The sequence below is a fragment of the Cytobacillus sp. FSL R5-0377 genome (genome assembly GCF_038004385.1).
Classification (GTDB): Bacteria; Bacillota; Bacilli; order Bacillales; family Cytobacillaceae; genus Cytobacillus.
The window spans coordinates 3,040,150-3,057,759 of record NZ_JBBORA010000001.1 but is presented as its reverse complement, the minus strand read 5'-3'; the positions used below and the strand labels follow the sequence as shown (position 1 = coordinate 3,057,759).

General features: G+C 44.1%; 20 protein-coding genes. 7 read left to right on the top strand and 13 right to left on the bottom strand.

Features of this window, described 5'->3' with window-relative positions; genetic code table 11:
• Positions 1 to 12: 12 nt before the first annotated feature.
• The 7 genes from hisG to hprK form a co-directional block, all read right to left on the bottom strand.
• The gene (gene hisG / locus NSQ49_RS15525) at positions 13 to 657 is read right to left on the bottom strand and encodes an ATP phosphoribosyltransferase (RefSeq protein ID WP_159863686.1); all 645 of its coding nucleotides are present in this window, start codon (positions 655 to 657) and stop codon (positions 13 to 15) included.
• On the bottom strand, positions 654 to 1,838 hold the full coding sequence (locus NSQ49_RS15520) for an ATP phosphoribosyltransferase regulatory subunit (protein ID WP_159863687.1): 1,185 nt from the start codon (positions 1,836 to 1,838) through the stop codon (positions 654 to 656). The genes hisG and NSQ49_RS15520 overlap by 4 nt, the downstream gene beginning before the upstream one ends.
• A 354-nt stretch (positions 1,839 to 2,192) precedes the next feature.
• On the bottom strand, positions 2,193 to 2,744 hold the full coding sequence (locus NSQ49_RS15515; protein WP_251284520.1) for an acyltransferase: 552 nt from the start codon (positions 2,742 to 2,744) through the stop codon (positions 2,193 to 2,195).
• On the bottom strand, positions 2,741 to 3,388 hold the full coding sequence (gene ppaX, locus NSQ49_RS15510) for a pyrophosphatase PpaX (protein WP_251284521.1): 648 nt from the start codon (positions 3,386 to 3,388) through the stop codon (positions 2,741 to 2,743). The genes NSQ49_RS15515 and ppaX overlap by 4 nt, the downstream gene beginning before the upstream one ends.
• A complete protein-coding gene (locus NSQ49_RS15505; RefSeq protein WP_251284522.1) occupies positions 3,378 to 4,325 on the bottom strand; it encodes a nucleoside recognition domain-containing protein in 948 nt (315 codons plus the stop codon). The genes ppaX and NSQ49_RS15505 overlap by 11 nt, the downstream gene beginning before the upstream one ends.
• Before the next feature lie 21 nt (positions 4,326 to 4,346).
• On the bottom strand, positions 4,347 to 5,171 hold the full coding sequence (lgt, locus tag NSQ49_RS15500) for a prolipoprotein diacylglyceryl transferase (protein ID WP_159863691.1): 825 nt from the start codon (positions 5,169 to 5,171) through the stop codon (positions 4,347 to 4,349).
• 111 nt (positions 5,172 to 5,282) lie between these two features.
• Entirely contained in the window at positions 5,283 to 6,218 is a 936-nt protein-coding gene (gene hprK, locus NSQ49_RS15495) for an HPr(Ser) kinase/phosphatase (protein ID WP_159863692.1), read from the bottom strand.
• A gap of 445 nt (positions 6,219 to 6,663) precedes the next feature.
• Here hprK and NSQ49_RS15490 point away from each other — a divergent pair, with 445 nt between their 5' ends.
• The 7 genes from NSQ49_RS15490 to NSQ49_RS15460 all read left to right on the top strand — a co-directional run bounded on the left by NSQ49_RS15490 (position 6,664) and on the right by NSQ49_RS15460 (position 13,744).
• The gene (locus NSQ49_RS15490) at positions 6,664 to 8,043 is read left to right on the top strand and encodes a PTS transporter subunit EIIC (protein WP_251284523.1); all 1,380 of its coding nucleotides are present in this window, start codon (positions 6,664 to 6,666) and stop codon (positions 8,041 to 8,043) included.
• An 85-nt stretch (positions 8,044 to 8,128) separates the two neighbouring features.
• Positions 8,129 to 9,199, top strand: coding sequence for a DUF871 domain-containing protein (locus tag NSQ49_RS15485; RefSeq protein WP_159863694.1), 1,071 nt, complete (start codon positions 8,129 to 8,131; stop codon positions 9,197 to 9,199).
• Positions 9,199 to 10,098, top strand: coding sequence for an N-acetylmuramic acid 6-phosphate etherase (gene murQ / locus NSQ49_RS15480; RefSeq protein ID WP_159863695.1), 900 nt, complete (start codon positions 9,199 to 9,201; stop codon positions 10,096 to 10,098). The genes NSQ49_RS15485 and murQ overlap by 1 nt, the downstream gene beginning before the upstream one ends.
• Before the next feature lie 186 nt (positions 10,099 to 10,284).
• The gene (gene nagA / locus NSQ49_RS15475) at positions 10,285 to 11,475 is read left to right on the top strand and encodes an N-acetylglucosamine-6-phosphate deacetylase (protein WP_251284524.1); all 1,191 of its coding nucleotides are present in this window, start codon (positions 10,285 to 10,287) and stop codon (positions 11,473 to 11,475) included.
• Positions 11,472 to 12,206, top strand: coding sequence for a glucosamine-6-phosphate deaminase (nagB, locus tag NSQ49_RS15470; RefSeq protein WP_251284525.1), 735 nt, complete (start codon positions 11,472 to 11,474; stop codon positions 12,204 to 12,206). Before nagA ends, nagB begins: the two co-directional genes overlap by 4 nt.
• Positions 12,207 to 12,238: 32 nt before the next feature.
• The gene (locus tag NSQ49_RS15465; RefSeq protein WP_251284526.1) at positions 12,239 to 12,970 is read left to right on the top strand and encodes a GntR family transcriptional regulator; all 732 of its coding nucleotides are present in this window, start codon (positions 12,239 to 12,241) and stop codon (positions 12,968 to 12,970) included.
• A 108-nt stretch (positions 12,971 to 13,078) separates the two neighbouring features.
• Positions 13,079 to 13,744 (top strand): N-acetylmuramoyl-L-alanine amidase, encoded by a 666-nt coding sequence (locus NSQ49_RS15460; protein ID WP_159863699.1) that lies wholly within the window; start codon positions 13,079 to 13,081, stop codon positions 13,742 to 13,744.
• Between the two features lie 41 nt (positions 13,745 to 13,785).
• Here NSQ49_RS15460 and NSQ49_RS15455 read toward each other — a convergent pair whose 3' ends face one another.
• The 6 genes from NSQ49_RS15455 to NSQ49_RS15430 all read right to left on the bottom strand — a co-directional run bounded on the left by NSQ49_RS15455 (position 13,786) and on the right by NSQ49_RS15430 (position 17,548).
• Positions 13,786 to 14,145, bottom strand: a complete 360-nt coding sequence (locus NSQ49_RS15455) for a phage holin family protein (RefSeq protein WP_159863700.1) — start codon at positions 14,143 to 14,145, stop codon at positions 13,786 to 13,788.
• Between the two features lie 3 nt (positions 14,146 to 14,148).
• Complete coding sequence (locus NSQ49_RS15450) at positions 14,149 to 14,343, bottom strand: PspC domain-containing protein (protein WP_159863701.1); 195 nt, start codon at positions 14,341 to 14,343, stop codon at positions 14,149 to 14,151.
• Positions 14,344 to 14,392: 49 nt separating this feature from the next.
• A complete protein-coding gene (locus tag NSQ49_RS15445) occupies positions 14,393 to 15,502 on the bottom strand; it encodes a DUF4097 family beta strand repeat-containing protein (RefSeq protein WP_251284527.1) in 1,110 nt (369 codons plus the stop codon).
• A 23-nt stretch (positions 15,503 to 15,525) separates the two neighbouring features.
• Positions 15,526 to 15,840 carry a DUF4870 domain-containing protein gene (locus tag NSQ49_RS15440; protein ID WP_159863703.1) on the bottom strand — a complete coding sequence of 105 codons (315 nt, stop codon included), beginning with the start codon at positions 15,838 to 15,840 and terminating at the stop codon, positions 15,526 to 15,528.
• 303 nt (positions 15,841 to 16,143) lie between these two features.
• The gene (locus NSQ49_RS15435; protein ID WP_159863704.1) at positions 16,144 to 16,488 is read right to left on the bottom strand and encodes a hypothetical protein; all 345 of its coding nucleotides are present in this window, start codon (positions 16,486 to 16,488) and stop codon (positions 16,144 to 16,146) included.
• Between the two features lie 346 nt (positions 16,489 to 16,834).
• Positions 16,835 to 17,548: a DUF459 domain-containing protein gene (locus NSQ49_RS15430; RefSeq protein ID WP_236566193.1), complete on the bottom strand. Its 714-nt coding sequence runs from the start codon at positions 17,546 to 17,548 to the stop codon at positions 16,835 to 16,837.
• Positions 17,549 to 17,610 lie beyond the last annotated feature (62 nt).

The following is a 17,610-nucleotide window of genomic DNA, read 5'->3' as shown; positions in this document are numbered from 1 at the left end:
TTCTACATCCTTTTAAAAGCTTATTTCTTCTCCTGAAATAACTTCTGTCAGCCTGCCAACGAGCTCGCTGATGCGTTCATCCTTTATACGGTAGCTGACAGGATTGACGATCAATCTTGATGTGATTCCGACAATGGTTTCGTATTCAACGAGACCGTTCTCCTTCAGTGTCCGGCCGGTTGATACGATATCCACAATCCGGTCGGCCAGCCCGATCATCGGCGCCAGCTCTATAGAGCCGTTCAGTTTAATGATTTCCACCTGCTCCCCCTGCTCACGGAAATACGCTGCCGCAATCTGTGGATACTTTGTAGCAATTTTAGGAGCCACATCATTTAGCCTGGTATTTGGCAGTCCGGCAACAGCCAGATAGCAGGCACTGATTTTTAAATCAAGCAGCTCGTAGACATCCCGCTCTTCTTCTAGCATTACGTCCTTTCCGGCAATCCCAAGATCTGCCACACCATGCTCCACATAGGTGGGTACATCCATCGGCTTTGCAAGGATAAAGCGGAAATTCTCCTCCGGCACATCGATAATCAATTTTCGTGAATCATCGAATTCCGGCGGCAATTGAAAGCCTGCTCGGCGAAGCAATTCGGCTGCTTCTTCAAAAATGCGCCCCTTAGGCATCGCAATCGTTAAAACATCACTCATTTTATGCTCTCCTTTCCAGCTTTTCCGACTAAAAAGGTAATATCCTCGTACTGGCTGGTGCAGGCATCAATGTCCTTAACACCGCTAATATCCTGCAGGACCACTTTCTTTCCGGCTGAACGTTCTTCCTTCGCAACATCGAAAGCCTCTTTGCGGCGTTCCGGACTGTATAAAATGCAGTAAACAGGTTCAGCCGCCTTGGTGTCTTCCAGTGCTTCAAGCAGGCGGTCCAATCTGATGGCAAAGCCGGTTGCTCCCGTATCTTTTCCGAACTTTTGAAGCAGCAGATCATAGCGGCCGCCATTTCCAATCGGGAAACCAACATTTCCTGCATATACTTCAAAAAGAATCCCCGTATAGTAGCTCATATGACTGACGAGCGTTAAATCAAATTTAACGGTGCCTTCCTGGCCGTAGTCCTGCATAATGCCCCAAAGCTGTTCAAGCTCGGCTAATGCCTTCTTGCCTGTTCCGTTTTCCAGAAGGCCATAGGCAATCTCAATGACTTCTTCCCCGCCCCTTAATTTAAGGAAATCGAGAAGCCTTTGTTTATCTATGGACGAAAGAGCCAGACTCTTTACATGTTCCCTGTATCCTACATAATTTTTCTCATATAAAAACCTTGTCAGGTTTTCCACTCTTTCTTCCGTCCCTAAAATCTGCTGGAAGAAGTCACGGACAAAGCCGATGTGGCCGGCTGATAGCTGAAAGTACTGAAGCCCTGCTTCTTTTAGAGCAGAGATCATAAGCGCCATTCCTTCGCCGTCCGCACTAATCGTATGGTCGCCAATGCACTCTACACCGATTTGCTCAAACTCTGCGGGCCTGCCGCCCTCCCGCTGCTGAGCGCGGTATACATTGGCGGAATAAGCAAGCCTGATTGGCAGCTCGTCTTTTAAAAGTCGGGATGCTGCCACCCTTGCAATAGGTGCGGTCATATCCGGCCGAAGCACAAGGGTATGGCCCTGCTGATCAAGCAGCTTGAACAGCTGCTGATCCAATATCGCTGAAGCCGCTCCTACTGTTTCGTAATATTCAAGGGCAGGCGTTTCGATAAACTGATAGCCCCAGCGTTTCATTTCCTCCTGGATGGATGAACGGACTGCAGCTTTTCTTTCGTATAGATCAGGTAATGTATCTCTCATGCCTAACGGCTTTTCAAACATAAATAATCGGCTCATACGTATTCACCTCTATGACTTAAAAATCCCGAATCCTTTAGTTCGCTAATATGGTAGCAAATTGAAGTTATATGTAGTTTAACGCGCATTCCCCACTCCGTCAACCAAAAGAGACAGAAAAATTAAAAAGGCTCCCTTTTTTAAAAGGAGCTTTAATAGTTTGTTCTTTTTTGGAAAGGTTATTTACTTTAAAGACTTTCATCTGGAATATCTGGCAGCTTGTTTATTTTATCCTGCATCCTACTTCATTTTTCTAACAAGATATGATTTTTATCCAGCGTATTTCGATATATATCTGCCATCTATTAGAATTTATCCAGCAACACATACAATTATTAAAAAAACTCCGCCAGCCTAAGCAAGCGGAGTCATGTTTTTATCTGCACCATATATCGGATCGTCTGCCCAGCGATCGGCAAGCTCTTCCTTTGTATAAATGACACGCATCGGGTTACCGCCAACGAAGGCACCAGCCGGAACATCTTTATGAACTAGGGTCCCGGCAGAAACAATCGCACCATCGCCAATTGTAACGCCGGGAAGAATGGTTGAATTGGCTCCTATCATGACTTCACTGCCAATCTCAACCCGGCCAAGGCGGTATTCCTTAATCAAATATTCATGAGCAAGGATTGTCGTGTTGTAGCCAATGACCGTGTTCCGGCCGACACATATTTTTTCCGGGAACATAACATCCAGCATAACCATAAGTGCGAATGATGTCTGATCCCCCACCTTCATCCTCAGGAAATTCCGATAGAGCCAATTTTTCATGCCCAGAAAAGGCGTATAGCGCGCAAGCTGGATCACAATAAAGTTTTTGACAACCTTCAGGAACGGAACCGTTTTATACACATGCCAGAGTGAATTGCCTCCCTCTACCGGAAAACGCTCCGTTTTTCTCATTGGTTTTCTGCCTCAAGAATATCGAGCAGGTCAGCCATATTGTCGAGCATATAATCCGGTTCAAAGCGCGCAAGAAAATCACGGCCTTTCGCTGTCCAGGCAACACCTGCCGTTTTCGTGCCGGCATTTTTCCCGCCGTCTATATCGTGTGAATTATCGCCGACCATAATGGCTTCCTCCGTCTTCGCATCCAGCAGGCTCAGCGCCTTCAGGATTGGCTCCGGATCCGGCTTTGGTTTTTCGACATGATCCAGTGTAACAACCACATCGAAAAACTGGTCAAGATTTGTCAGCTTTAAGCCCTTTTCAACTACATTGGAAACTTTCGTCGTCACAATGCCAAGTTTATATCCCGATTCTTTTAAAGTCCGAATCGTTTCAAACACGCCGTCAAATTCCTTCACAAGCACGTCGTGGTTTTTAATATTGTACTCCCGGTAAACTGAGATCATCTCCTCCACTTTATCAGGGTTGATGGACTCAAATGTTTCATGAAGGGTTGGCCCCATGAACGGAAGTACATCCTCCCGCTGATAGCGGTCAGGATAATATTTTCCAAGAGTATGCAAAAATGAAGAAATAATCAATTCGTTTGTGTCAATCAGTGTTCCATCTAAATCAAATAATAATGTGTTAATGCTCATATGTTGCTTCCTTTCTTTTTGCCAGATCGGCACGGTTCCAGATCATTGCCACCACCAATGTCAGGATGATCGCCACAAACAGGCGGATCAGGAGAAGCGGCAGTACCGGAATGCCAAGCGGCACGAAAATCAGTGTATCTTCAACAACTGCGTGGCAGGCAACAAGGAAAATAAAGGCGATCGTGACATCTTTTTTGCTGACGCCATCTTCCTCTACAGCCTGGATCATGACGCCCGCCCCATAGGCAAGGCCAATCAGCAAGCCCGCCGCAAGAGTTGTTGACGTATTTTCTTTCATTCCAAGCGCCCTGGTCACAGGCGCCATCCATCTTGAAAAGACAGCAAGCCATTGCTTATCTTTTAAAATCTGAATAATAATCATCAGCGGAATGACGATGAGGGCCAGCTGGATAATGCCTAGCAAAGCAGTCTGAAGTGCATCCAGCAGGATTGGCAATGCCCCCGTTGCCTGCTCTTCTTTTGCCGGTATAAACCCGTACTTAGCCGTTTCGGTTCCACCCTGCCAAACCAGATTGATGACAATGGCGCTTAGCAGTGCCAATCCGATGCGTACTGCAAGAACGACCCAGAGCTTCACACCGACCTTCAGCGCCACTCCCGTTTCGATCAGCATATTATGTGAAAACGACAGCATGACGGCAATAATAAATACTTCTTTAACTGTCAGATCAAGCGTTAAAATGGCTCCAATCCCCGCATATAGATTTAAGAAGTTCCCCAATACAAGCGGTATGGCTGCATCTCCTGACAGCCCAATCAGATTCATAAGGGGCGTGATCAGCTTGATAACCCATGGAAGCACTGGCGTATGCTGCAGAAGTGCAACAATCAGCGTGACCGGGAATATCACTTTCCCGAGTGTCCATGTTGTCTTTAAGCCGGCCATCAGCCCCCGTTTGGATGATTCAACCAGCATGTTTCTACTCTCCTCTAATCTTTATTTCCCCTCGGCTTTATCCAAATAACGAGCTTTGGCAAGACCCTCTGCTCTTCTATAAAAAATCAGAACTAGCGCCACAATTATTAGAACGATAGATATCGTCTGAGCAATTCTTAAACTCTCAGTAAGCATCAGGCTGTCAGTACGCAGGCCTTCAACGAAGAAACGCCCGACCGAATACCAGATAACATAAGAAAGGAAAAGCTCCCCGCGTCTTAAGTTTGCTTTTCTTAATAAGATAAGAATGATAAACCCAATGATATTCCAAATGGATTCATATAAAAACGTCGGATGGTAATAGGCTCCGTTAATATACATCTGATTAATGATAAAATCAGGCAATTGCATATTTTCAAGGAATGCCCGGCTGACTTCCCTGCCATGAGCCTCCTGGTTCACAAAATTCCCCCAGCGCCCGATTGCCTGCCCCAAGATGATGCTTGGTGCAGCTATGTCAGCCAGCTTCCAGAAAGATATCTTCCTCTTCTTTGAAAAAACATATGCGGTGATGACAGAACCTATTAAGGCCCCATGAATGGCAATTCCGCCATTCCATATTTTGATGATTTCACCCGGATTCTGCGAGTAGAAATCCCATTGAAAAATAACATAATAGATCCTTGCGGAAATAATCGCAATAGGAATGGCCCACAGCATTAAATCGGCAAAGATATCTTTAGGGAGTCCCCTTCTTTCCCCCTCTCTCATTGCGATAATGAGAGCAAGGGCAATACCTGCCCCGATAATCAAACCATACCAATGGACCTGAATGGGACCAAGGGATATGGCAATCGGATCTAACGGCTGAATATTGCTTTCCATGATCACTTCTCCTTTCGAAAAGCGCAAAGCGCCCTTTATCTATACTTTTTATTAAGTTTAACAGTTTTCAATCAAACGTTTGATTGAAAACGAATGACCTGTATTAACAGATTAACGATCATCATGGTCTCCATCCTCAATTACATCTGAGAGGCGGTTCGTGAATTGTTCCGCTGCATTCATTCCCATTCTCTTTAAGCGGAAATTCATTGCAGCTACCTCAATGATGACAGCGAGATTTCGTCCGGGTCTTACCGGAATGGTCAGCTTTGTAACCTCGGTATCGATAATTTTCATTTTTTCTTCATCCAGACCGAGACGATCGTACTGCTTTTTCGGATCCCAAAGCTCAAGATTCATAACCACAGAGATTTTTTTATAGCTTCGGACAGCTCCAGCACCGAACAAGGTCATAACATTTATAATGCCAAGGCCGCGGATCTCAAGCAGATGTTCGATCAATTCCGGTGAATTTCCTACCAGATAGTCTTCATCTTCCTGCCTGATCTCCACACAGTCATCCGCAACAAGGCGATGTCCGCGTTTTACTAATTCGAGTGCTGTCTCGCTTTTACCTACACCGCTTTTACCTGTTATCAGTACTCCTACCCCATAAATATCAACAAGGACGCCATGTACAGCTGTAGTTGGAGCAAGCTTGCTCTCCAGAAAGTTTGTCAGCAAGCTGGAAAAACGGGTCGTTTTTTGCTTGGAGCGAAGCAGCGGAACCGATTCTCTTTCAGCTGCTTCAATCAGCTGCTCAGGTATATCAAGCCCTCTCGTCACGATTATGCCGGGCGTAATATCTGTACAGAGCCGTTCAAGACGAATCTCCCGTTCAGAATTCGTTAATGTTTCAACGAAAGACAGTTCCGTTTTTCCAATCAGCTGAACGCGTTCAGCTGGATAATAATCAAAATACCCTGCCATCTCAAGGCCTGGACGTGAAATGTCACTCGTTGTAATCGGCCTGTTGATGCCTTCCTCACCGGCAATCAATTCGAGCCCAAATTTTTCTATAATATCTTTCGTGCGCACTTTTACCAAATTAGGTTCCTCCCTTAATGCTGCGGTTCAGATGATTTCTTTATATGTAACTATTTAATCCTTTTAATTTCGGAGTGAACTCAAGCTAAACAGCGGCATCCTGTCACAGCGCCTGAGTGACCCGCTCCTGCAGGACGCAGGCTAACGTCAGCAAAAAAACAGGCTGGCGGAAGTTTCACTCTATTTTAGCACTTTTTAACCCAGAACCAAATTTCTGAAATCGTTTTTTTCAAAATTAACACTAGGCATATATGCTTATTCCCGTCTATAAAGGACAATTTTCAAGATTGTTCTGCGTATAAATATGATGACATGCCCGTATGAAAATATACAAATGGTATAGACAACTATACTTAAGCTTGGTAATATGGGTGTGTAAGCGAATTCATTTTATTTTTTAGCTCTTATTACATTTATTTATTTTAAAAAAGAGGGGGAAAAGCTCATGCGTAAAGAAGAACGCTTGGCGAAAGAGATTACGGAGCAGTTGGGCGGCACCGGCAATATCGCGGAACTGGCATCCTGCATGACCCGTCTTCGAGTGAAGCCGGTCGATGAAAGCAAAGTCAACCTGAATGGCATCAAAGATATTGACGGCGTCATGGGTGTTGTGGAAGCAGAAACACTCCAAATCATTCTTGGGCCCGGAATCGTCACCAAGGTTGCTGACGAAGTTTCCAAAATGACAGGCAAAAGGGTTTCTTCCGTTGACGATGAAGAAGAGATTGATACTTCATTAGAAGGACTGGCAGCACGGACGAAAGCCGGAATCAATGAGAAAAACGCTACGCCATTCAAGCTATTTTTACGAAAAATAGCAAGTATTTTCATTCCGCTGATTCCGGCTATCGTTGCTTCCGGTTTGATTGCCGGGATCAATAATGTCATCATCAAATCAGGCGGAGATCCTGAATCTACGCTTGTTCAAATGCTTGATCTGATTGGCTGGGGTTTATTCGGTTACCTTGGCGTATTTGTTGGTATTAACACGGCGAAGGAGTTTGGAGGATCTCCTGCTCTTGGCGGTGCAGCCGGTATTCTATTAATCAACCCTGGCCTTGCCAATATCACTCTTTTTGGTGAAGCATTGGTTCCTGGCCGCGGTGGACTTATTGGAGTTATGCTCGCTGCTGCATTGGTGGCCTTTTTGGAAAAAAGGATCCGCAGAGTCATTCCTTCTTCGATTGATATAATCGTAACACCGACACTGGCGTTATTACTTACAGGTTTTGCAACATTCTTCATCCTGCAGCCTGTTGGCGGATTCCTATCAGATATTATTACTAAAGGCCTGCTTGGCATACTTGATGTCGGCGGCATCCTTGCCGGATTAGTACTTGCCGGAACATTCCTTCCTTTAGTTGTAACTGGTTTGCATCAAGGTTTAACACCAGTTCACATGGAATTGATTAACTCAATCGGCGATGACCCGCTGCTGCCGATTCTTGCAATGGGCGGTGCCGGCCAGGTAGGGGCAGCTTTCGCCATCTACTTCAAAACAAAAAATGCCCGCCTGAAAAAAGTTATCAAAGGCGGACTTCCGGTAGGAATACTCGGTATTGGCGAACCGCTTATTTTCGGTGTAACCCTGCCGCTGGGGCGCCCGTTCCTGACAGCATGTCTTGGAGCTGCTGTCGGCGGTGCTTTCCAGGCGTTCTTTAAAATTGCTACAGTAGCCATCGGGGTTTCCGGCATACCGCTTGCCTTCCTCGTTCATACCAATCAAATTATACTGTATCTGATTGGTCTATTAATTGCCTATGCTTTCGGCTTCCTGTTCACATGGCTGTTCGGATTCAAAGAGGAAATGGCTAAAAACATATAAAATACAAGGAGAAGGAGGAGAATTCCTCCTTCTTTACTTATGAACCTGTATTTTTATAATATTCAGATTAAACGAGGTGATTAGAATGCTTGGAATTTCAGTTTACTTATCAGAAGAACGCCAGCTTCAAAATGCGGAATGGATAGAAAGGGCGGCTTCTCATGGCCTCACATCCATTTTCACATCCCTCCACATTCCAGAAGATGACCACAGCACTTATAAACATTTGCTTCAGAATCTTGGGAACCTGGCAAAACAGCATCATATGGAACTCCTCGCTGATGTTTCCCCTCAATCATTGGGCCATTTAGGATTGGGATGGGATTCAATTGATACACTTCTCGAATGGGGCCTGACCGGAATCCGGGCTGATTACGGCTTCACTTCTGAACAGATTGTTGAACTTTCAAAAAAAATGAAACTCGGAATCAATGCCAGTACAATCTCTGCTGAAGAATTGCATGAGTGGATGGAACTGGGATTAAAAACCAATAATATAGAAGCCTGGCATAACTTTTACCCGCGGCCTGAAACGGGATTGGATAAAGACTTTCTAATAGAGCGAAATAAGTTCCTAAAAAGCATCGGAATAACTACCATGGCATTTGTGCCTGGAGACGGGGAACTTCGCGGACCCATTTTTGCCGGTCTGCCTACTCTTGAAAAACACCGGGGCTTCTCACCTGCTGCGGCGGCGGCTGAACTGATGAACAGCTGCTATACAGATAAGGTATTGATTGGTGACCATTCTGTAAAAGACGGAACACTTTCTCAGCTGGCGAAAATAGCCCAAGGTGCTGTGCCTCTCCGAATCGAGCTGACCGGAGGACAAATCAATGAAACTCTTTTTAGTAACCTTCATACTAATCGGATGGATCCTGCCCGGGATGTTGTAAGGTCAGTTGAATCCAGGTCCTATGCCGGGCAAGGAACAGCTAAATGGGAACCAATAAATCAGCTGGAACGTAAAAAAGGCAGTGTCACAATTGATAATATTTTATACGGCCGCTATGCAGGAGAGCTGCAGATTACTTTAGCAGATCTCCCCCGGGATGAACGCGTGAATGTAATCGCCAGAGTAATAGAAGAAGATATGCCCCTGCTTGATCACATTAAGGCAGGAACTAAATTTCAATTAATAGTGAGGGATAAATAATGAATATTACAAAGCTTAATACTGAGCAGCGGAACCCAAAAACAATGGAAATTGATTTAATGTCAACAGAAGAAATTATTACAATCATTAATCAGGAGGATACAATAGTTCCTAATGCCATCGCGAGAGAAATCCCCCACATTGTAAAAGTGGTGGATGAAATTACGGAGAGCTTTAAAAAAGGAGGCCGCCTAATTTACGTGGGAGCCGGCACCTCAGGACGCCTTGGCATTATCGATGCTTCAGAATGCCCGCCAACATACGGAACAGATCCTGAGATGGTTGTCGGGATTATTGCCGGGGGCAAGGAAGCCATGACTGAGGCGGTTGAAGGCGCTGAGGATAACAGTGAGCAGGGGCGCCAGGATGTTGCAGATATTCAAATATCGGACAAGGATGTGCTTGTAGGCATTGCGGCGAGCGGCCGTACGCCGTACACGATCGGAGCTCTTCAATACGGGAATGAAGTCGGTGCAGTTACGGTTGCTGTCGCCTGCACCAAAGACCCTGAAATGGGAAAAGTCGCTAAATATACGATAGCACCCATCACTGGTCCTGAAGTGGTTACCGGCTCCACAAGAATGAAAGCAGGCACTGCACAAAAGCTCGTCCTGAATATGTTAACAACAGCATCCATGATTAAGCTCGGAAAAGTGTACGGCAATTTAATGGTTGATGTGCAAATGACAAACGAGAAGCTGTTCAAACGAGCAGAAAGCATCGTCAAAATGGCTACAGGTGCATCTGATGAAGAAGCCCGGACCGCACTTAAAGAACAAAACTATCATACAAAAGCTGCCATTCTTCAGATTTTAACAGGATTAAAAGGTGAAGCAGCAGCCGAGCTTCTGAAAAAGCATAATGGCTATCTGCGGGAAGCTGCTGCGGATACAAAATAATCATTTTTGGTATGTATTTCTTTTAAAACTCAAATAAATAGGATAGAACGCGTTCAATCGCCTTCTATCCTTTTTTAGTTGTATAGACCAAATAGCATCAGAGAGTTAAATCCACTCAACTGGTATAGACATCTAAACTCAAACCTTTTATAATAAAGGTATCATTCAAACGGAGATGATTTGAAAATGAGCCGTCTTTTACTGAAAAACGCCAGAATCCTTCTGGAAAACAGCACGATTGATAAAGGGTTTATTTTAATAGAAAATGAGCAGATCCTGCAGACTGGACCTTTAGAGGAGCTTCCTTTCATTGGCCAGGATACAGAAACGATAGAACTTTCACCTGAGCATACAATCTGCCCGGGATTTATTGATGTCCATATACATGGTGCTGGCGGTGCCGATACAATGGATGCAACATTTGAAGCACTGAACACGATGGCCGGCGTTTTGCCTGAAGAAGGAACTACAAGCTTCCTGGCCACAACCATCACACAGGAAAAAGAAAAAATAGAAGCTGCACTGATCAATGCGGCTCGCTTCCAAAAAGAACAAAATACTCCCGGCAAGGCGGAAGTTATCGGAATCCACCTGGAGGGCCCGTTTATTAACGAAGCGAGAGGCGGAGCCCAGCCGAAGGATCATATCCTCGAGCCTGATATTGAACTCTTTAAGCGCTGGCAGGAAGCAGCGGACGGAACCATCAAGCTGATCACACTAGCACCCGAAAAAGCAAATGGCTATGAATTTATACGCTATTTAAGTGAAAATGGGGTTGTTCCTTCAATTGGCCATAGTGATGCCGTTTTTACCGAAATGGAGAAAGCGGTTCAGTCGGGAGCTAAACAGGTGACCCATCTTTTTAACGGAATGAGAGGCATGCATCACCGTGAACCTGGTGTTGCCGGTGCTTCGCTTTTATTTAAAGAATTGATTGTTGAAATGATTGCTGACGGAATTCATGTCCGTCCGGAGATGATTAAGCTTGCACTGAACGCAAAAGGCGCAGATGGAATGATTCTGATAACAGATTCCATGAGAGCCAAATGCCTGAAAAATGGCCATTATGACCTTGGCGGACAGGATGTAAAGGTTGAAAATGGCCAGGCCCTGCTTGCTGATGGCACATTAGCTGGAAGTATTTTGAAAATGAAAGACTCCATTAAAAATATGATGGACTTTACAGATATCCAGCTGTCTGAAGCTGTCCGGCTTGCGAGCATCAATCCAGCCAAACAGCTCAATATTTTCAACCGGAAAGGGAGCATTTCAGAAGGCAAGGATGCAGACCTGGTTGTACTCGATCAGAACCTTGAGGTTGCCATAACCTTCTGCAGAGGCGTCAAAGCCTTTGAACGTGAGGTGAATGGGAATTGAACATCATTCGAGCTGCCGATTATCACGATATGAGCCGCAAAGCTGCCAGGCTGATGATTGATAAAGTTCGCCGGCAGCCTGATATGACATTAGGGCTAGCAACCGGCAGTACACCAAAAGGCGTCTATGCCGAGCTGATTAAGGATCACCAGGAAAATGGCACTTCTTATGAAAAAGTCACGACCATTAATTTGGACGAATATATCAGCCTGCCCCCTTTTGATCCAAATAGCTACAGGCATTTCATGAATAGCGAACTATTTAGCCATCTGGATATAAAGATGGAAAACACACATCTTCCCAATGGAGCCGCAAAGGATATCTCCAGGGAATGTAAACGGTATGAGCAGCTGATCAAGGACCTGGTGGATATTGATCTGCAGCTGCTGGGAATCGGACAAAACGGGCATATCGGATTCAATGAACCGGGAACCGCCTTTAACAGCCGTACTCATGTCGTGGACCTTGCGGAAAGTACGCGTAAGGCTAACGCAAGATTTTTCAATTCTATAGAAGAGGTTCCGGCTAAAGCCATTACAATGGGAATCGCTTCGATTCTTGATAGCCGGGAAATCATCCTGCTCGCTTCAGGTTCAGCCAAGGCAGAAGCTATCAGACAATTGGTGTATGGAGAGCCTGATGAACAGTTCCCTGCATCCGCCTTGAAGCTTCATACAAATGTGACCATCTTCGCCGATGAAGAAGCACTCAGACTCGTCAGTCAGGATTGATGATCTGTACTAATAGTGATAGGAGAATTTCCATGATCGATAAGCAATCACCCATCCCGATATATCACCAATTAGAAGAGTATATTAAACAATTAATAGAAAACGGCAGCTTAAAGCCTGACGAAGCCATTCCTTCTGAACGCGAGTATTCGGAGCAATATCAAATTAGCCGGATGACAGTCAGACAGGCTTTAAATAATCTTGTTAATGATGGCTATCTTTACAGGCAAAAAGGCCGCGGAACTTTTGTCAACAAGCAGAAGGTGGAGCAAAAGCTTCAGGGACTCACCAGCTTTACTGAAGATATGAAAGAGCGCGGCATGGTCCCGAGCAGCCGCCTTATCTCATTTGAAATCATCCCGGCCGAGCCTCAGCTGGCTAGAAAGCTTGATATAAAAGAAAACACACCCGTATATGAAATTAAACGGGTGCGGATGGCAGATAATCTGCCAATGGCGCTGGAAACCACCTACTTGCCTGCTAATCTCGTTAAAGGGCTTACGGAAGAAATTATCAATAAGTCACTTTATCAGTATATTGAAGAAAAACTGTCTCTAACCATAAGAGAAGCGACCCAGCAGATTGAAGCCTCAATCGCTAAGGAAACGGAGGTAAACCACCTGCAGGTAGATCCTGGATCTCCTGTACTCCTAATTGCCCGAACTTCCTTTTTAGAGGATGGCACACCTTTTGAGCTTGTAAAATCAGCATACCGCGCAGACCGCTACAAATTCGTTCATTCGATGCAGCGTGCTGCAAAATAGGAGAAAGCCCCTTAGGGTTTTCTCCTATTTTCATTTTACCATGTCCATTTGGAAGGTTTGTCCATATTATAAATATGAAAGTATTTTTTATATGAAAGGAGCGATTAGATGAAGATCATATTGGATGCCGGACATGGTTATAGCACCCCAGGCAAACGGAGCCCCGACGGAATGAGAGAATATGAATTCAACCGTGCGGTGGCAGAACTGGCAAAGGAGATGCTGGTAAAGCATCAAAACACAGAGGTTGTCTTTGCCCATTCCGATGAACGGGACGTACCGCTTGCCGAGAGGACTGCACTGGCAAATAAACAAAACGCCGACTGCTATGTGTCCATCCATGCCAATGCTAACGGAACTGGCGGATGGAACAGTGCAGGGGGAATCGAAACATACGTCTACCCTTCAAAGCCCCGTGAAGCACTCTCATTAGCCCAAAAGATACAGCGAAACTTAATCAGTTCTACAGGCTTGCGGGACCGGGGAGTCAAAACAGCTGATTTCCAGGTTCTTCGCGAGACAAAAATGACAGCTGTACTGGTTGAATGCGGATTTATGACCAATAAAGAAGAAGCTTCCCTTCTCCGGACTCCCCTCTTCCGGAAACGCTGTGCACAAGCCATTGTAAAAGCAATCGCCGAACAATACGGATTAAAAAAGAATCATAGAATCAAACAATATAAAGTTCAAGTTGCCTTTTCCGAAAAGCAGCTTGCCGAGAAGCTTGCCGGGAATCTGAAGAAGGACGGCTTTAATGCCACGATTATTGAATAAGAAAAAAGCCAGCATAACGAATGCTGGCTTTTTAGCGCATTTTACTTTTCCCTCGCCGGTTCCAGGATTGCTTTTTGAATGACCAGATTAACAATGGACATAATCACTGACACAAGAATTGCTGTGCCAAACCCGGCTATTTCAAATGAATCACCCATAAAACCATCCGTGATCATAAGCGTGACAGCATTAATCACAAACAGAAACAAACCTAGAGTTAAAACAGTGACAGGAAGAGTTAAAATAATCAGGATTGGCTTCACCAGAATGTTGAGGATGGAAAGCATGAAGCTGGCACCAACAGCAGCTCCAAATCCCGACAAGTAAAACGAATCCTTAAAGAAACCTGCGATCGCAACAAATAGGACCGCATTAATCAAAATTCCCAGAATCCATCTCATTTCCTACAGCACCTCTTCATTCGGGAGAACGAACACAAGCAGCGCATAGATGAGTGTCATCGGAAAGACGCCTGTTGTAAATAATAAAACAATGAAAAGTACTCTGAGTATGGTAGCGTCTATACCAATCGCTTTTGATAAGCCGCCCAATACCCCCGCTAATTTTCGGTTACTGCGGGAGCGAATTAATTTGTTCATTAAGAATCCCTCCTAACTATAAAAGCGGAAGGCGCCAGGCCCACCCGTTTTACAGGGCTGCTGACCGCTTGATCGTGATGGCACCTGTCTTTGAGTCAGCCCGCAGCTTAAGTCCGCTTCCGCTTTCTTTCACAGACTTAAAACGCAGCAGTTTCTGGATCACTTCGCTCTTTTCTTCTATTACTTCAATCCCCTCAATGTCTGGATGGAAACTGCCCAGATTGGTGCGAAGCTCCCCGCTGACAGCAGCGAAATCTGGAACAAACAGATCAATGCTGCCTGTAGCTGCCTTCGCTTCAATCCATTCACAGCGTTCATTTTCAGCCCTGCATGTCACATTTCCATTAAAAGACTGGAGTTCAGCTTTTTTGAAGTCTCCCTGAGCCAGTATAGCTCCATTTAACGTTTCAGCTTCCACATAATCAATCCGGCTATTTTGAATGGTAATTTGTCCGTTGGCAGTTTCAGCCTCGACATTTTTGCTGTTCAAATCACTAATCGTTATCTTTCCATTAGCTGTTTTAGCCTTAAAGTTTTCCACTGATAAGCTTTGACTTTCAATTGGGCCATTAAACATGCGGATTTTCACATTTTCATATTCAGACTTTGGAATATAAATGACCGCTTCAAGCTTCATCCATTTTTGCTGAGTTGAAAACCTCAGCCTTTGGCCTTCAATGGCAAAAATAACATCCTTCAGAAAGTTTCTGCGTGCTTCATCCTGATCATCCACACGATAGACCTTGGCTTTGCATTCAACACGCACATCATTTTGCTCCCATGGAATGACCTTAACGGTTCCATTCGCAACATCAATATCCAGATCTTTTAAGTATGCGTCTGCATGCTGGAATATATGAGAAATTTCAACGCTTTTCCCAAAGTTAAAATCTAGATCCAGATCCTTCACTTTCTTAAAAGCAGACTCAACAAAGTCAATTATTTTTTCCTTGGCACTATGATGTTTTGAACTGTATGCTTCCCCTTTTTTAGCTTCCTCAAACTTTACTTCTGCAGATAGCTCTTTAATTAAATCCTCCTGCTTCTGCTCCACCGTCTGATTTGTTTGTTCAAGCTGTTCCAGCAGAGTTAAAGCTTCATCAACCGTAAGCTTTCCATCCTCAACCATTTTCAAAATACGTTTGCGTTCCTCTTTCATTTTCTCGCCCTCCTCTATTAGTTCTATTCCTGTATCAGGACTTTTACCCCTTTAATGATATTCCATATAAATACAATTAACAGCAGAATGATTGTGATGCCGGCAGCTGCAAGAAAAAGAAACGGAATTCCCTGATCGTTTACTGCAAACTGGGTTACCCCTGCAACTACAATAAACGGAACAGGAACCAGCGGGATCAAATGTGATAAGAAGGCCCTTTTGGCATGCCGCTTCACTTCCATATCTTCTGATGCAAAAAATACAATGAGCGGGAATATAAATCCTGCAAACATAATGCTAAAATAGCTTAAGGCAGACAGAACCTTTCTAGTTTCCAATGTACTCAGCTCCTTTATCGCAGTCCTCCGGGCAGTACCCCCAGCCCGTAAAGGCCCGATTGGTTTAACTCAATAAGCGGGGGAATAAGGAACCCTCAGATTGAAGCTTCACCTTATCTGTTATACGAAATTGGAGCGTTAAAAGTTTCAGCCTCTTCTTCATTATAAAAAATCAAAGGAGCATTTACCTCAATAATATTAAAAATACATCTGCAGACTGAGGGGTTTCAAAGCCTCAAGTCTCATAGCATCTTTTATTATAAAAAACCGCCTTTCCTGAAAAGACGGTTTTATCGATAAGTCCTATTTATAGGCAGCAGCCAGGTCAGTGCGAGGCGCTTCCTTCTTTTTCACTTCGTCAATTTTATTGACAAACATCAGGAATACTTTTCGTTTTTCATCCAAATCACGTATGTACTCTTTCAATTCGTTATATTTCTCTTCAAAAGGCCTATGATACATTTCCCGTATATTATCAATAATTTCTTCGTTCACAGTAGACTGGATAACCTGCTTGGTAATTCCATATTTATAGGAATATACTTTCAGCTCTTTTTTAACATCTTCGTATTCATTATTAATTTGGTCCAATACTTCAGAAATATCCTCTTTCCATTCTTCCAGTGACTTCGCTAAATAATCCTCCATAATGACCTCCCCTTCTGTTTCCAGACAATAGTTTCCCTTATATAGGAGTATAACGCTGCTTGGTTACACTGATTTTGCTGTAACATTACATTGTGTTATCAATTAAAGAAGGAAATATTGTCTGTTGAAGCAGGAGTGTAGATTTCCGCAGCAGGCACTCGCTTGTCCCGCTGCTCCCGCAGGACTTTGAATAAGCATCCACGAATAATCATCGCACGATTCGAGGATCTCTCATCTTCCGGTCCAAACCACACAATAAAATATCATATTAGGGTTATCACAGCAAAATAAGAAAACAAAGACTTGGCAGAAGCACTTTTTATAAGAATGTAAAAAGCCAAGAAACCTAAAATGAGTAATTATCTATAATTTTATCAGCAATCAGCTCATAGCCCTTTCCATTCGGATGAAGAGAATCAGCGAAATATTGTTTTTTGTTCTTTCCCTTGAACAGTTCATTGGTTGAAATGTAGGTGATGTGTTTCTCTTCTGCTGCTTTCTTTCTGATCGATTTGTTCCAATGGTCAATATATTTTTCAATCCTGTCACCGTCAGGATAAGGGTTGTATAATCCTATCAGAATAACTGGTGCATCACTGTTGGCGGTTTCCAGCGCTTCCAGAATTCCATTCAGTTTAACTTCAAATACGTCCTTAGCTTCAACAAGTTTTTCGTGATGGAGCGGATACAGATCCCCGCCATTGCTTTTCAGTAAATCGTTTGTGCCAATATATACAATAAACAAATCTGCCTTTTTCATATCCTCTGCCACTTTCGGTTTGAGCATTTGCTGGAGAACATCAGAAGATTTAAAGCCATACACTCCATGATTTGTTATGCGGTAATTCTTGTCCTGATATGTCTTATCCAATTTGCTCTGCAGCCTGCCAATGTACCCTTCCTCAGTTTCATCTCCATAACCGTAGGTAAGGGAATCGCCAAAAGCTACAATTTCCTGGATGCTATCTGCCTTTTTTTCTTCTCCAAGAAACATAATGGAAAGATAGATGCCGAGACCAAGCAGGATGACACCTGCTAAAAGATAGAATTTATTTTTCATTGTGTATGTTCCTTTCCTGTTGGTATGCGTGATGATTGCTGCAGACGCATGTTCTTTACCCC